The sequence below is a fragment of the Methanoculleus sp. genome (genome assembly GCF_020696975.1).
Lineage (GTDB): Archaea > Halobacteriota > Methanomicrobia > Methanomicrobiales > Methanoculleaceae > Methanoculleus.
The window spans coordinates 1-13,089 of sequence record NZ_JAJGBK010000009.1 but is presented as its reverse complement, the minus strand read 5'-3'; the positions used below and the strand labels follow the sequence as shown (position 1 = coordinate 13,089).

General features: G+C 56.0%; 14 protein-coding genes. 11 read left to right on the top strand and 3 right to left on the bottom strand.

What is annotated here, in order from left to right; genetic code table 11:
* Nucleotides 1-41: 41 nt before the first annotated feature.
* A complete protein-coding gene (locus QZ650_RS01895) occupies nt 42-401 on the bottom strand; it encodes a helix-turn-helix domain-containing protein (RefSeq protein ID WP_292520370.1) in 360 nt (119 codons plus the stop codon).
* Between the two features lie 87 nt (nt 402-488).
* Here QZ650_RS01895 and hcp point away from each other — a divergent pair, with 87 nt between their 5' ends.
* The 4 genes from hcp to QZ650_RS01875 all read left to right on the top strand — a co-directional run bounded on the left by hcp (nt 489) and on the right by QZ650_RS01875 (nt 3,448).
* Nucleotides 489-2,105: a hydroxylamine reductase gene (hcp, locus tag QZ650_RS01890; RefSeq protein ID WP_292520368.1), complete on the top strand. Its 1,617-nt coding sequence runs from the start codon at nt 489-491 to the stop codon at nt 2,103-2,105.
* A 202-nt stretch (nt 2,106-2,307) separates the two neighbouring features.
* Complete coding sequence (locus tag QZ650_RS01885; protein ID WP_292520366.1) at nt 2,308-2,565, top strand: type II toxin-antitoxin system HicA family toxin; 258 nt, start codon at nt 2,308-2,310, stop codon at nt 2,563-2,565.
* Nucleotides 2,555-2,809, top strand: coding sequence for a type II toxin-antitoxin system HicB family antitoxin (locus QZ650_RS01880; protein ID WP_292520364.1), 255 nt, complete (start codon nt 2,555-2,557; stop codon nt 2,807-2,809). The genes QZ650_RS01885 and QZ650_RS01880 overlap by 11 nt, the downstream gene beginning before the upstream one ends.
* Nucleotides 2,810-3,037: 228 nt before the next feature.
* Nucleotides 3,038-3,448 carry a nucleotidyltransferase domain-containing protein gene (locus QZ650_RS01875; RefSeq protein ID WP_292520362.1) on the top strand — a complete coding sequence of 137 codons (411 nt, stop codon included), beginning with the start codon at nt 3,038-3,040 and terminating at the stop codon, nt 3,446-3,448.
* Between the two features lie 299 nt (nt 3,449-3,747).
* Here QZ650_RS01875 and QZ650_RS01870 read toward each other — a convergent pair whose 3' ends face one another.
* Both QZ650_RS01870 and QZ650_RS01865 read right to left on the bottom strand, forming a co-directional pair.
* The gene (locus tag QZ650_RS01870; protein ID WP_292520360.1) at nt 3,748-4,416 is read right to left on the bottom strand and encodes a cyclase family protein; all 669 of its coding nucleotides are present in this window, start codon (nt 4,414-4,416) and stop codon (nt 3,748-3,750) included.
* Entirely contained in the window at nt 4,389-5,063 is a 675-nt protein-coding gene (locus tag QZ650_RS01865) for an HAD family hydrolase (protein ID WP_292520358.1), read from the bottom strand. The genes QZ650_RS01870 and QZ650_RS01865 overlap by 28 nt, the downstream gene beginning before the upstream one ends.
* A gap of 391 nt (nt 5,064-5,454) precedes the next feature.
* Here QZ650_RS01865 and gmd point away from each other — a divergent pair, with 391 nt between their 5' ends.
* The 7 genes from gmd (at nt 5,455) to QZ650_RS01830 (ending at nt 12,859) form a co-directional block, all read left to right on the top strand.
* Nucleotides 5,455-6,531 (top strand): GDP-mannose 4,6-dehydratase, encoded by a 1,077-nt coding sequence (gene gmd / locus QZ650_RS01860; RefSeq protein ID WP_292520356.1) that lies wholly within the window; start codon nt 5,455-5,457, stop codon nt 6,529-6,531.
* Entirely contained in the window at nt 6,528-7,595 is a 1,068-nt protein-coding gene (locus tag QZ650_RS01855) for a hypothetical protein (RefSeq protein WP_292520354.1), read from the top strand. The genes gmd and QZ650_RS01855 overlap by 4 nt, the downstream gene beginning before the upstream one ends.
* Nucleotides 7,592-8,536 carry a GDP-L-fucose synthase gene (locus QZ650_RS01850; protein WP_292520352.1) on the top strand — a complete coding sequence of 315 codons (945 nt, stop codon included), beginning with the start codon at nt 7,592-7,594 and terminating at the stop codon, nt 8,534-8,536. The genes QZ650_RS01855 and QZ650_RS01850 overlap by 4 nt, the downstream gene beginning before the upstream one ends.
* Before the next feature lie 210 nt (nt 8,537-8,746).
* Complete coding sequence (locus QZ650_RS01845; protein ID WP_292520350.1) at nt 8,747-9,829, top strand: class I SAM-dependent methyltransferase; 1,083 nt, start codon at nt 8,747-8,749, stop codon at nt 9,827-9,829.
* A gap of 109 nt (nt 9,830-9,938) precedes the next feature.
* Complete coding sequence (locus tag QZ650_RS01840; RefSeq protein WP_292520348.1) at nt 9,939-11,129, top strand: acylneuraminate cytidylyltransferase; 1,191 nt, start codon at nt 9,939-9,941, stop codon at nt 11,127-11,129.
* Entirely contained in the window at nt 11,117-11,986 is an 870-nt protein-coding gene (locus QZ650_RS01835) for an N-acetylneuraminate synthase family protein (RefSeq protein ID WP_292520346.1), read from the top strand. Before QZ650_RS01840 ends, QZ650_RS01835 begins: the two co-directional genes overlap by 13 nt.
* 15 nt (nt 11,987-12,001) lie before the next feature.
* Nucleotides 12,002-12,859 carry a hypothetical protein gene (locus QZ650_RS01830; RefSeq protein ID WP_292522447.1) on the top strand — a complete coding sequence of 286 codons (858 nt, stop codon included), beginning with the start codon at nt 12,002-12,004 and terminating at the stop codon, nt 12,857-12,859.
* Nucleotides 12,860-13,089: the final 230 nt, after the last annotated feature.

Below are 13,089 nucleotides of genomic sequence, written 5' to 3'. Positions count from 1 at the left end.
GGCCCCATATTTTTGTGCGTACAGCGCCAACTCCATAACTCTTACAGCACGCACCTCCGGCAGTCCTGCGCCCCGCACGCGAGGTTCTCGATCTTCCACTTGAGCGCCCACCGCTTGATATCCTTGATCACCCCGACCATCTCAAGCCCGCTTGCGGTGAGCGTGTACTCGCTTCTGACGGGAACGGTCCCGACCTCCACCCTCTTCTCGACGAGGCCTTCCTCCTCCAGTTCCTTCAGCCGGGCGGAGAGGACCTTTGCCGTTATCCCCGGGAGCCGCTCCTTCACCTCGGTGAACCGCCGGGTGTAGTTCTCTCCTTTGTAGAGTTCGAGGATGATCAGGAGCATCCACTTCTTCCCGAGGTACTTGACGGTCTGATTGACCGTACACTCGTCCTGCATGGTATAATTAGAGAAACCTCCTCCTACTTATATCTGAGTATCTAATTGATACTTTGTATCAAAAAGATACTATGGAGTGAAGTGTGAATGTTCTGCAACCAGTGTGAAGAGACGGCAAAGGGACTCGGCTGCACCGTACGCGGCGTCTGCGGCAAGGACGAGGAGACTGCGGGGCTCCAGGACGTCCTGATCTACACCCTCAAGGGCCTCTCGGTCCGGAACCTCGCGGCGATGAAGAATGGCGGCGGAAACCCGGAGGTCGGGAGGTTCATCGCGGGGTGCCTCTTTGCCACCCTGACCAACGTGAACTTCGATCCCGCACGATTCCGCGACGCGATCGGCGAGGCCGTCCGCCTCCGCGACGCTCTCCCGCCCGCCGGGAGCGCGGAGCCCGATGCCTGCACCTGGGTGCAGGCAAGTCCCGCGGCGATCGCGGCAAAGGCACAGGAGATCGCCGCCGCCCGGGAGAGCGTGGATGCCGACCTGCAGTCGCTCCGCGAGCTTCTCGTCTACGGGCTCAAAGGCGTGGCAGCCTACTCGCACCACGCTGCCGTCCTCGGCTATGAGGACGAAGGGGTCATGGCGTTTCTGCAGGAAGGCCTCGCCGCCACACTGCAGGACCTCTCCGCCGAAGAGATGGTCGGCTGCGTGCTCAAATGCGGCGAGGTCGGCGTGAAGACCCTTGCTCTCCTCGATACGGCGAACACCGCGTCTTACGGGACGCCGGTGATCACGACTGTCAGCACCGCGGCGGGAACGCGCCCGGGCATCCTCGTCACCGGCCACGACCTCAAGGACCTCGCCGACCTCCTCGAACAGACCCGCGGAGCGGGCGTCGACGTCTACACCCACGGAGAGATGCTCCCGGCGCATGCCTACCCGGAGCTCAAGAAGTACGGCCACCTCGTCGGGAACTACGGCGGCTCCTGGCCCTTCCAGCGAGAGGAGTTCGAGCGGTTCAACGGCCCGGTCCTCATCACCACGAACTGCCTCGTCCCCCCGAAGGAGTCCTACCGCGACCGGGTCTACACCACGGGGCTTGTCGGGTATCCGGGGTTAAAGCATATCGAGGATTCGCCGGACGGAAAGAAGGAATTCTCGGCCCTGATCGAGCACGCCAAGCGTTGTGAGCCCCCAGAGGACATCTCCCGCGGCGACCTCATCACCGGGTGCGCCCACGCCCCGGTCCTCGCCATCGCGGATGCGGTCGTCGGTGCGGTGAAGTCCGGCGCAATCAGGCGGTTCGTCGTGATGGCGGGCTGCGACGGCCGGCACAACGGACGGGACTACTACACCCGGTTTGCAGAGGCCCTCCCGGCAGACACGATCATCCTCACCGCCGGCTGCGCGAAGTACCGCTATAACAGCCTCGGTCTCGGGGATATCGGCGGCATCCCCCGCGTCCTCGACGCCGGCCAGTGCAACGACTGCTACTCCCTGGTGGTCATCGCAAAAGCCCTCGCGGAAGCTTTCGGCGTCGGGATCAACGAACTCCCGATATCCTACAACATCGCCTGGTATGAGCAGAAGGCGGTACTCGTCCTCTTAAGCCTCCTCTCGCTCGGTGTCAGGGATATCACCCTCGGCCCCCGCCTCCCGGCCTTCGTCTCGCCCGGGATCCTGAAAGTGCTCGTCGAGAACTTCGGGATCAAGGGGATCACGACGGTCGAGGAGGACCTCGGCCGGATGGTGCCGGGGAACTGAACACTTTTTTAGAGGGAGTAGAGCCTACAAGTTTGCCCGGCACATAGAGGAGGGCCTGATCCGGGGGTTACTGTTTTCGTTGTAGGTATGGCCCCCCAATATCTCCGGCAGCGAGATCCAGGCTCCCGGATGGGATCCCCGAGGCATAAAGGAATGCTTAAGCGCTCTGACCCGGGAGAAACTTTATGCGAGGGTCCGGGGCATGGAGCGAAGGCAGGTCTACGAAAACTTGAAGCGGAACGTGAAAAATGTGCGATTCGAAGACCTCTGCCGTGCAGCAGAGGCATTCGGGTTCCGTTTCAGGGGCGGGAAGGGGAGTCACAGGGTTTATGCGCGGCAAGGGGTTGCGGAGCTCCTGAACTTCCAGAGCGTAGGCGGGAAAGCAAAACCCTATCAAGTACGTCAACTGCTTAAAGTGATTGAGGACTATAATTTTCTGGAGGATGAGGATGCCACATAGATATGCAATCGAGATAATCTACAGCGATGAGGACGAGGGATTCATCGCTGTGGTCCCGGAACTTCCGGGGTGCTCTGCCTTCGGCGAGACCGAGGAGGAAGCGCTCCGCGAGGTGAAGGTTGCCGTCTCCGTCTGGCTTGAGGCCGCCAGCGAAGAGGGCAGGAGAATTCCGGAGCCTGTTGGGAGGGAGCGGCTTCGGGATATTCTTGCCGGGAAGAGTGCTGCATGTGGGCCGGGGGCGTGAACGGCAACCTTTTCGTGCACGCGATCTCCCGGTGTCCGGCAACCACAGGACCGATTCATGGTTTTCCAGTTCCCCCCCGGCAGATGTCCAGGGCCGCCGGATAGCAGGTTATTTCATAGGGAAAGGATTAATTGGCCGGAAGGGGCCACCATTTTTTGCTAACAGGTCCGGTTCCACACGGGGACAACCCCGTGCAAAGATCAGCCGGCTCGTGAGGGGAGAGGAGAAGTGGACGATGCTGACCGGGAGCGGATCATCGACCCGCTCCGCCGGTGCCTCGCCGGCAGGGAGGAGATCCTGCTCGGGTATCTCTACGGCTCCTTCCTCCGTCACGGCGAGTTCAACGATATCGACATAGGGCAGTTTGTATCCGGGGAGAGGGAACCCTATGAACTCTATAAGTGCGCCATGGGGTTCGCATCCGACCTGGAGCGGTGCATCACACCGCGGCGCGAGATCGATCTCCGTATCCTGGACGCTGCACCCGTTGAGTTCCAGTATGAGGTGGTGAAGACCGGGCGCCTTCTTGTCGCCCGGGACGAGGATACGCGCATCGCCTTTGAGGCCGGCGTGATAGCGAGATACCTGGATCTGAAATACCTTTACAGCAGGGTTCTCCTCGCCCGGGTGGGAGAATGAGGGTTCTCCATCATATGCGAACTTGAGGAGGCGCTCGGTGATTGGGGACGATACCAGCGCATCCCGGAGGAGCAACTTCTGCAGAACCGGGATACGCAGAATATGGTTCTCCATGCCATGCTGGTGTCCATCCAATCGGCCGTCGATATTGGAACCTGGATCTTAAGCAGGTATACGCAATTCTGTAACACGACCTTGCTGCTCTCAAGACGTTCTCCGCTGCCATGCAGGAATATATTGCAAGGGGCGGTCCGGCCAGTCTATAGGCGGACTCCTGCCGAAAACCCGGCAACAGCCTGTTATCCGAACTCCGCGAGCGCAACCACCGGCACCCCCTCGAGGTCGTCGAAGATCACCGGATAGACCCGCAGGGTCCAGCCCCCCTCGAGCAGCCGGTCGTAGGAGAGGTCCACGTCCTCGAGAACGAAGATGTGCGGGGACCGGCAGAGGAACTCGCGGTGGACGTTCATCCCCTCCTCCGGCTGCGACGGTGTCGCGATGGATATGGTATCGATCCCGAACAGCCTGAGGGCCGGGTTCTCCTTACAGAGGAAGTCCGGCACCTCGGGATGCACCCAGGGGTGCTCCCTCGCGTAAGTGTCGGGGTCGCTCTCCCGGAGCCGGCCGCTCCCGGTCCGGATAAAGAGCGCACGGGCGCACCGGATTTTATCAAGTTGTGGGAGAAGATCGCGGATCCGGATCGGCTCTTCCCCCTCTTTCGGCACCTCGATGCACTGCGCGGGCTCAAAGATCGCCTCCGGCGCAAGGAGGGCACTGACCGAACCCCCGCCAGGGCAGAAGTGCCGGGGAAGGTCGATATGCGTCCCGGCGTGGCTTGATACGGCGATCAGGCTCTTTTCCTCCGCATCGCCCCCTTCAAAGGACTTTGTGGGGGTGATCGTGAGCGGTTCCGTTCCGGGGTAGAGCGGGGTTGCCCGGTTCAGGGGGTACGAGATCGGGATGAGCATATGCTCTCCCGTAAATACTCCCGGAGTTGATGAAGGTTCTCCACGATCCGCTCCACCCCCGGCCGGCCGACAAACCGGTTCGGGTCACCGGGCGGAATCCTCGCCACAAACCGAACCCCTGTCTCGTAGGCCGCCTGCCAGTCGTTCGGGGCGTCGCCGACGAAGAGGGCCTCTTCGGGCGAGGCGCCGGTCTCGTTGAGGATCTCTCTGATGCACTCGGCCTTCGTCTTCGGCGAGCCGTAGATCCGGACGAAGTACTTCGTGAGGTCCCGGCGCCGGGCGATCTCGTGCATCTCGCCCTCCGGGGTTGCGGAGACGATGTAGAGCGGGAGCGCACTGGAGCAGTCCCGGAGAAGGTCTTCTGCTCCTTTGGTGTACGGGACGGTGAGCATGGATTCAAAGATCATCCCGACGTACTCGCTCGCAAGCCGCTCCTCCTGCTTGGGGGTGAGCGGTTCGTGGAGGATGTTTGCGTATATGTGGCGGAACTTGTCGTACCGGGACATCCCGCCGTTCTCAAGGTGAAAGGCGATGATCTCATCGAGGTGCTCTGGGGCGAAAGAGAAGATCTTTTTGAACGCCGCGGTCTTTAAGGGGAGGGATTCGACGATGACGCCGTCGAAGTCGAGGATGAGGGTGGTGAGCATGATAGTTATCTCATCGATTGCCGGCTACTAGTACCTAACGGCCGGGTGGGGTTGTGGCTGTGTTCTTTTGTCTCCTGGGGAGCCGGTTGGACGGGGTGATACCATGTTCTGGTATATCCGCTGGAGTTCTGACCCGCCACGGCCCGGGTGCACGTTTCAAGAACCGCCTGCCTCCCGCATGAGCACCGAGAGGCACGATGGATTATCCCGGCAGGTGGGTTAAGAAATGGTTCGGTTGGGATGGATCCGCAAATCGTGTAGAGATCTATCGCCTCATTCGAGCCTTCGAATGCAAATGTGGTTCCCTGTTTGCCTCAATCTTTCTAATACTTCATTTTGCACAGGTATTCCCGATACAATATTCATATATCGCGGGCGTACAAACTAATTATTGATTGTCAAAGACGGGAAGGTGAGCAATATATCTAAAAAAGCTTTAATAACAGGCATCACCGGGCAGGACGGCTCGTATCTTGCCGAGTTCCTCCTCCACAAGGGCTACGAAGTGCACGGGATCATCCGGCGGGCATCGACCATCAATACTCCCCGGCTTGACCATATCTATACCGACCCCCACGACGCAGGCGCACGCCTCTTTCTTCATTACGGCGACCTCTCCGACGACGAGCAGATCTCCCACCTCATCTACAATATCAAACCGGACGAGGTTTACCACCTCGGGGCCCAGAGCCATGTGCGGGTCAGTTTCGATACTCCGGAGTACACCGGGAACGTCACGGGTCTCGGGACGACCCGACTCCTTGAGATGATCCGTCGGAGCGGGAACGGGATGAAGTTCTACCAGGCCTCAAGCAGCGAGATGTTCGGGGCGACGCCGCCGCCGCAGAGTGAGACGACGCCCTTCTGGCCGCGAAGCCCCTATGCCTGCGCTAAACTGTACGCCTACTGGATGACGCGAAACTACCGCGACGGCTATAAGATGTTCGCCGCAAACGGGATCCTCTTCAACCACGAGTCCCCCCGGCGGGGTGAGACGTTCGTGACACGGAAGATCACGCGCGGGATCGCCCGGATCCTTGCGGGGAAGGATAAATATCTCTACATGGGGAACCTGGATGCCCGGCGGGACTGGGGGTTTGCCCCGGAGTACGTCGAGTGTATGTGGAGAATCCTCCAGCAGGAAGAGCCTGATGACTATGTCATCGGGACCGGGGAGAGCCACTCGGTCCGGGAGTACCTTGAGACCGCTTTCTCATACGCAGGCCTCGACTGGGAGGAGCATGTCCGGATCGATCCCCGGTACTTCCGGCCGACCGAGGTCGAGGACCTCATCGCGGATGCCGGGAAGGCCCACGAGAAACTCGGCTGGAAGCCCTGCGTGACGTTTACCGACTTAACAAAGATCATGGTCGATGCGGACCTGAGGGAGGCCGGGCTTGAGCCCCCGGGCGAGGGGGACGAGTTCCTCGCCCGGAAGTATCCGGACCGGTGGTGGACAAGGGATTGAGGCGGCCGAAGGTCTGCTTCTACTCAAGCGACTTTGGTTACGGCCACGCGGCCCGGGATATCGCTCTCGCCCGGGAACTGCAGGAAGCCCTGCATGCTGAAGTGGTCGTCAGGACCGGTTCACCTGCGGAATTCATGGCCCGGTCGCTTCCCGGCGTCGAGGTTATCCCGGGGCCAAATGACCCCGGGGTTGTGATGAACGGTGCCGCCGTGGACGGGGAGAGGACATTTTCAGCGGTTGAGCAGTGGATCACCTCCTGGGATGACTACATCGCCGCCGAGAAGGCCCTCCTCCGTGACCGCGGGATCGATCTCGTCCTCTCCGATATCGTCCCGCAGCCCTTCCTCGCCGCCGAAGAACTCGGGATTCCGTCGCTCGGCGTCTCGAACTTCACCTGGCATCTCATCTACACGCATCTCTTTGGGAAGAATGAACTGACCGACCGGATTGCCGAGGCCTACCGTGCCGCAGACGGCGCTCTTCTGCTCCCGCTCCACGAACCGATGGACGTCTTTTCCAACCGGCGGGAGGTGGGGCTCGTGGCGCGGCCAGCGACCCGGGACCGGATGGAGATCCGGCGGCGGTGCGGCCTTACCGACGGGGAGCCGCTCGTCTATCTCGGCGGCGGGCAGTCTCTTGGCCCCAACGTTTTCCGGGGCCTTAGAACCGCTCTTACCGGGTGCACCCTCTTTGTCCCGTCATGGGCCGAGATCCCGGGTGCAATCAGGATCCCGCCCGGCGAGACTGAGACCCAGGACTGGATTGCGGCCTGTGACCTCGTCGTCTCAAAGCCCGGCTACAGCACCATCGCCGAGGCTATCCAGGCCGGTGTCCCGATGGCCCTCTTCCGGAGGGATGGGTTTTGCGAGGATGACTATCTCATTGGCGGCGTTGAGGAGATGGGGATCGGGAGGGAGGTCTCTATGGAGGCCGTCCTCGACGGATCGTGGGCGGATGACCTCGAATGCCTGATGGGGCTTCGCGCGAACTTCGATAAAATCGATGGTCTCTTCAAGAGAGACGGCGTAAAAGAATGTAGCAGCATAATCGGTGAGATCCTATGAGGTTTGAGGACGGGACGGAGGTCCTCGTCACGGGTGGGGCCGGGTTCCTTGGCTCCTCCCTGGTGCGGACGCTTGAGCAGCACGGACTTACGAAGGAGAATATCCGGGTGCCGCGGAGCCGCGACCTTGACCTGCGGCGGTGGGAGGACTGTATCGCCGCGGTCGAGGGCGTCGACCTTGTCATCCACCTCGCGGCGAAGGTCGGGGGTATCGGCTACAACATGGCAAACCCGGGCTCCCTCTTCTACGACAACGCCGTCATGGGGATCCAGTTGATGGAGGCTGCGCGGCAGGCCGGCGTGCCAAAGTTCGTCGCCGTCGGGACGATCTGCGCCTACCCGAAGTTCACGCCGGTCCCGTTCCGGGAAGAGGACCTCTGGGAGGGGTATCCCGAGGAGACCAACGCACCCTACGGCCTCGCAAAGAAGATGCTCCTCGTCCAGGCCCAGGCCTACCGGCAGCAGTACGGCTTTGATGCCATCTACCTCCTCCCGGTGAACCTCTACGGACCGGGGGACAACTTCGACCCGGCGAGTTCGCACGTCATCCCGGCCCTGATTAAGAAGTTCGTCGAGGCGGTGGAAACCGATGCGGAGAGTGTCGAGGTCTGGGGGACCGGGGCGGCATCGCGGGAGTTCCTCTACGTCGACGACGCCGCGGAAGGGATCGCGCTCGCCGCCGAGCGCTATGACAGGCCCGACCCGGTGAACCTCGGGGCGGGCTTCGAGATCACCATCCGCGACCTTGCTACCCTCATCGCGAACCTCACCGGGTTTACGGGCGAGATCGTCTGGGACACGACCAAGCCCGACGGCCAGCCCCGGCGGTGCCTGGACGTCTCGCGCGCGGAGCGGGAGTTCGGGTTCCGGGCGAAGACGGGCTTTGAGGACGGGTTGAGGGAGACGATTGGGTGGTATAGGGGTATAAGGCATAATTCATGAAGTACGGCACAGTATCTATAGAGCAGAGCACAGGCTTGAATAGTGGTGATTTTTCATCATGGGCGAGTACAATTCCAACCTTAAACAGGTTATCTGCCCGAGGGTACTGTCTTTTCAACTTAAGTTTGAGGAAATGCCTTCTTGGTCTGCACAATGAGCTAAGAATGCGATCATACAAATCATCAGAAGAGAATCATAAAGGATAAGATTTTGCTCGCCAAGTATCTTTTGAGATATCCTCACATAAAACGCAGAACGAGGCAAAAAATGATGTATTGGATGTTAGCCAGATTGTTCAACCAGACTGAATCGGTAGAACAACTGAATGCTACACAACAACAAGCTCTTGAGTCATTCAAACGTAAGATAGCGAATAACGAATACTCGTTTGAAGATGTCCCCTGCTTATGTGGTGAGGGCGAGGGCATACTAATCGGCACACGTGATAGATATGGCCTTGAAGTCCATACTCACCTCTGTGAGCATTGTGGTGTGATGTGGACAAGTCCGCGGATGACGGAAGATAGTTTGAAAAAATTTTATGAAGATGACTATCGCTCAATCTATGTAGGAGAGCCCAGAGCACCCGAGTCCTTCTTTAAAGAGCAGGTTAACCATGGAGAGAGAATATACAATTTCGTCAAACCACATACTCTATGGTGGGACAAAAAGTCATTAAAAGCTTTTGATATCGGTTGTGGTGCAGGAGGTGCCCTCATACCTTTTAAGAGGAATGGTTGGCTCACCTTCGGCTGTGATTTAGGGGAAGAATACCTTAATCGTGGAAAAGAAGAGGGGCTTGTACTAGAGTGCGGAGAAGCGACATCATTATCCCGTTATGGCCCAGCTGACTTAGTAATACTCAGCCATGTTCTGGAACACTTCTCACATCCGATAAAAAGCCTTAATGAAATTTCGAAATTGCTAACCGATGATGGGTATCTCTATGTCGAAGTTCCAGGCATTTTTAAGGTTCATAGTTCTTATGGGGATTTCCTGTTGTTTTTACAGAATGCTCACTTATACCATTTTACCCTGAGTACACTATCATCTGTAATGAATTTAGCTGGGTTCAAGCTGATTGGTGGAAACGAACAGATCTGTGCTTTATTCCAGAAAAAAAGAGAGATCGAGATACAAAAGGAGAAGAGCCCATCGTCTAAAATACGGAGTTACATATATCTCACAGAAATCTACCATAGGTTATATATAGATGAGATTGTTTTTTCCTCAAAAAAGAGCGCAGTTTGGTCATATTACCACATACGCGATTGGATAAGAGCGCATTCATAACTTAGCACTTCTTACCTAAATAATGATTCTCGAGCCGGATCTTATCTGTGACCGGTACGTAACTTCTGCTGGAGATTATATAGGGAATTAGGATTTGGAGGCAGTAAACATGAATTCACTGGCAATCATCCCGGCCCGGGGGGGCTCCAAAGGCATCCCCCGCAAAAATGTCTGTCCGCTTGCTGGAAAACCGTTGATCGCCCATACCATCGAGTCTGCCCGGCAATCAAAAACCATAACTAGGATCATCGTGTCCACTGACGATCCTGAGATCACCGCGGTCTCAAGGCAGTACGGTGCAGAGGTCATCTGGCGCCCGGCAGAGATCAGCGGCGACACTGCATCATCGGAGACTGCACTCCTTCACGTACTGGATTACTTGAAGACCACCGAGAACTACCGGCCCGATCTCATCGTTTTTCTCCAGTGTACTTCACCCCTGACCTCTCCGGAGGACATTGACGGCACTGTCAATGTCCTCCTCAACGAGGATGCTGATTCCGCTTTCACGGCAACACCTTTCCATTACTTCCTCTGGAAAAACGACCAAAATAACGAGGCAGTCGAGATCAACCATGACAAACACGCACGACCGATGCGACAGGAGAGGAAACCGCAGTACATCGAGACCGGTGCAGTCTACGTGATGCGCACCGAAGGGTTTCTGAAGGCGAAGCATCGCTTCTTCGGCAAGACCGTCATGCACATAACGCCTCCAGAACGGCGCTGGGAGATTGACGAACCCATCGACTTCAGGGTTGCTGAGGTGCTGATGCAAGATCAGAGACGACGCCAGAATCTTCAGGCGCTTCCAAGCCCCATCTCGGGTCTGGTCATGGACTTTGACGGCGTGTTCACCGATAATAAGGTGGTAGTCTTTCAGGATGGGAGAGAGGCGGTCATCTGCGATAGAGGAGATGGAATGGGGTTGGACCGACTGAAAAGGTCAGGGCTACCCCTACTGGTGCTCTCCACCGAGAAAAATTCCGTGGTGCAGGCACGCTGCGAAAAACTTGGCATCCCCTGCCGACAGGGGATATCAGATAAAGTCAGTGTATTAAATGAATGGCTAAAGGAGAATAATATAAATCCATCCGGGATAATTTATGTTGGGAATGATATCAACGACCTCCCCTGCCTGAGGTCTGTGGGATGTGGTGTCGCCGTGGGGGATGCATATCCTGAAGTGAAAGCATCGGCACGGCTTGTTCTCTCGGCACATGGCGGTAAAGGAGCTATTCGGGAATTAACTGAACTAATTATACAACGATTGGAAGAGGATAAGATATGCCAGATGTAATCGAGATCGGCGGTCGATCTATAGGTGAAGGCCATCCAACCTACATCATCGCGGAGATCGGGATCAACCATAATGGCGATCTTGAGATCGCTAAAAAACTCATCGATGTAGCGGCGCTGGCCGGTTGCGATGCGGTCAAGTTCCAGAAGCGAACTCCTGAACTCTGTGTGCCTCGAGATCAGTGGGAGATTCCCCGGGAGACGCCCTGGGGGTGCCTTCCATATATCGAGTATAAGAGACGCACCGAGTTTGGCCCGGAAGAATACAAAGAAATTGACCGATACTGCGGTGAGAAGGGTATTGCCTGGTTTGCCTCCTGCTGGGATGTACCATCTGTGGGTTTCATCGAGCAGTTCAAGCCGGCCTGCTACAAGATTGCATCGGCATCCCTCACCGACGATGACCTGTTAAAACACATCAATGAGATGGGTCGGCCTATGATCCTGTCCACCGGGATGTCCACGATGGATGAGATCCGGCATGCCCTCTCTCTTCTTGATAATGATCAGCTCCTCATCTCCCACTGCACCAGTACCTACCCCTGCAAACCTGAGGAGCTGAACCTGCGCATGATCCTGACGTTGAAACAGGAGTTCAACTGCCCTATTGGATACTCAGGGCATGAAGTTGGCCTGCAGACCACCCTTGCATCAGTGGTTCTTGGAGCGTCCTTTGTCGAGCGGCATATTACCCTTGACCGTGCCATGTGGGGGAGCGATCACGCGGCCTCAGTGGAACCCGGGGGATTGATGCGGTTGGTGCGGGATATCAGAGTTGTTGAGGCAGCGATGGGGGATGGGGTGAAACGGGTATATGAAAGCGAACAACCATCCATTAAAAAGCTCAGATATAAGTAATGGAACTTGGCCTCTATGAGTAATTTCAAGGAAAACGTCGCATATTGGCTTGTCCCCCAGGGCTTCCAGGCGCCGGTGTACAACTTTATGGAAGAGTGCCGCCAGATATTTAGTAGTGACAATCAGGGGAAAGCACTCCTTAAAAAGAACATCGCATTGAGAGAGACTCGTAAAGGTGAGCGATGTTTTATCCTTGCTACAGGTCCATCAATAAAACGTCAAAATTTGAAATTATTGCAAAATGAGATTTGTATCGCTGTCAGTAATTTTTTTGTCCATCCCGATTATACAATAATCAACCCGGAGTACTATTGTATAGCTCCTTATCACCTCCCCATCACCGAAGGTGCATGGCAAAAATGGATGGATGAGATTGAGAAGAATACTGGAGAAGCAAAATTATTCTTCGGCATATCCGACAAAAATCGGAATGAGATGCATGAGCGTTTTAGAAAAAGGGACGTCTATTATTTAAAATTTGGGGGGTTGTGGGGTAGAAACACCCCTCGTAGTATCGATATTTCGCGAATGATTCCTGGACCTCAATCAGTTAGCATAATGGCTCTATATGTTGCTTTATATTTAGGGTTTAAGGAAATTTATCTGCTTGGTTGCGATCACGATTGGCTTCTACATGTAAATAAGAGTGTTCACTTTTATCCTGAAAACAATCATGCCATGGTAAAATCTGGCTATAATGAATGGTTCCAGGGGGATTTAGAAGGGCAATTCCAAGATTACGTAACATTGTGGAGACAATATAAGTGCATACGTGAAATCGCAAGTGAGAATGATGTACAGATATTTAATGCAACCGATGGAGGTTTATTAGATGTTTTTCCTAGAATAGAATATGAATCACTTTTTATGTGAATCTGGTATGAAGGCAAACTGTAAAAGATCCTGAGACATTACCTTTTAGTTGCGAAATATCCTCTATTTCGTATGAAAATGACCCCAACTATTTTTATCCGGTATGCCTGTGGCCGATCATCCGCAGTAAAAATCACCCCTCTCTGAATATCCAAAACCGCAAGATCTTTGTACTTTCAGCAAATAACCTTCCATATGCCTCTCGTTGATGGTTTTGATGACTCTTCGAT

Excerpts from the sequence above, each read along its gene's own strand:
- QZ650_RS01840 (WP_292520348.1), top strand. The coding sequence starts at position 9,939 with ATGAATTCACTGGCAATCATCCCGGCCCGGGGGGGCTCCAAAGGCATC.
- QZ650_RS01885 (WP_292520366.1), top strand. The coding sequence starts at position 2,308 with ATGGAGCGAAGGCAGGTCTACGAAAACTTGAAGCGGAACGTGAAAAAT.
- QZ650_RS01880 (WP_292520364.1), top strand. The coding sequence starts at position 2,555 with ATGCCACATAGATATGCAATCGAGATAATCTACAGCGATGAGGACGAG.
- QZ650_RS01870 (WP_292520360.1), bottom strand. The coding sequence starts at position 4,416 with ATGCTCATCCCGATCTCGTACCCCCTGAACCGGGCAACCCCGCTCTAC.
- QZ650_RS01895 (WP_292520370.1), bottom strand. The coding sequence starts at position 401 with ATGCAGGACGAGTGTACGGTCAATCAGACCGTCAAGTACCTCGGGAAG.
- QZ650_RS01865 (WP_292520358.1), bottom strand. The coding sequence starts at position 5,063 with ATGCTCACCACCCTCATCCTCGACTTCGACGGCGTCATCGTCGAATCC.
- QZ650_RS01830 (WP_292522447.1), top strand. The coding sequence starts at position 12,002 with ATGAGTAATTTCAAGGAAAACGTCGCATATTGGCTTGTCCCCCAGGGC.
- hcp (WP_292520368.1), top strand. The coding sequence starts at position 489 with ATGTTCTGCAACCAGTGTGAAGAGACGGCAAAGGGACTCGGCTGCACC.
- QZ650_RS01850 (WP_292520352.1), top strand. The coding sequence starts at position 7,592 with ATGAGGTTTGAGGACGGGACGGAGGTCCTCGTCACGGGTGGGGCCGGG.
- QZ650_RS01835 (WP_292520346.1), top strand. The coding sequence starts at position 11,117 with ATGCCAGATGTAATCGAGATCGGCGGTCGATCTATAGGTGAAGGCCAT.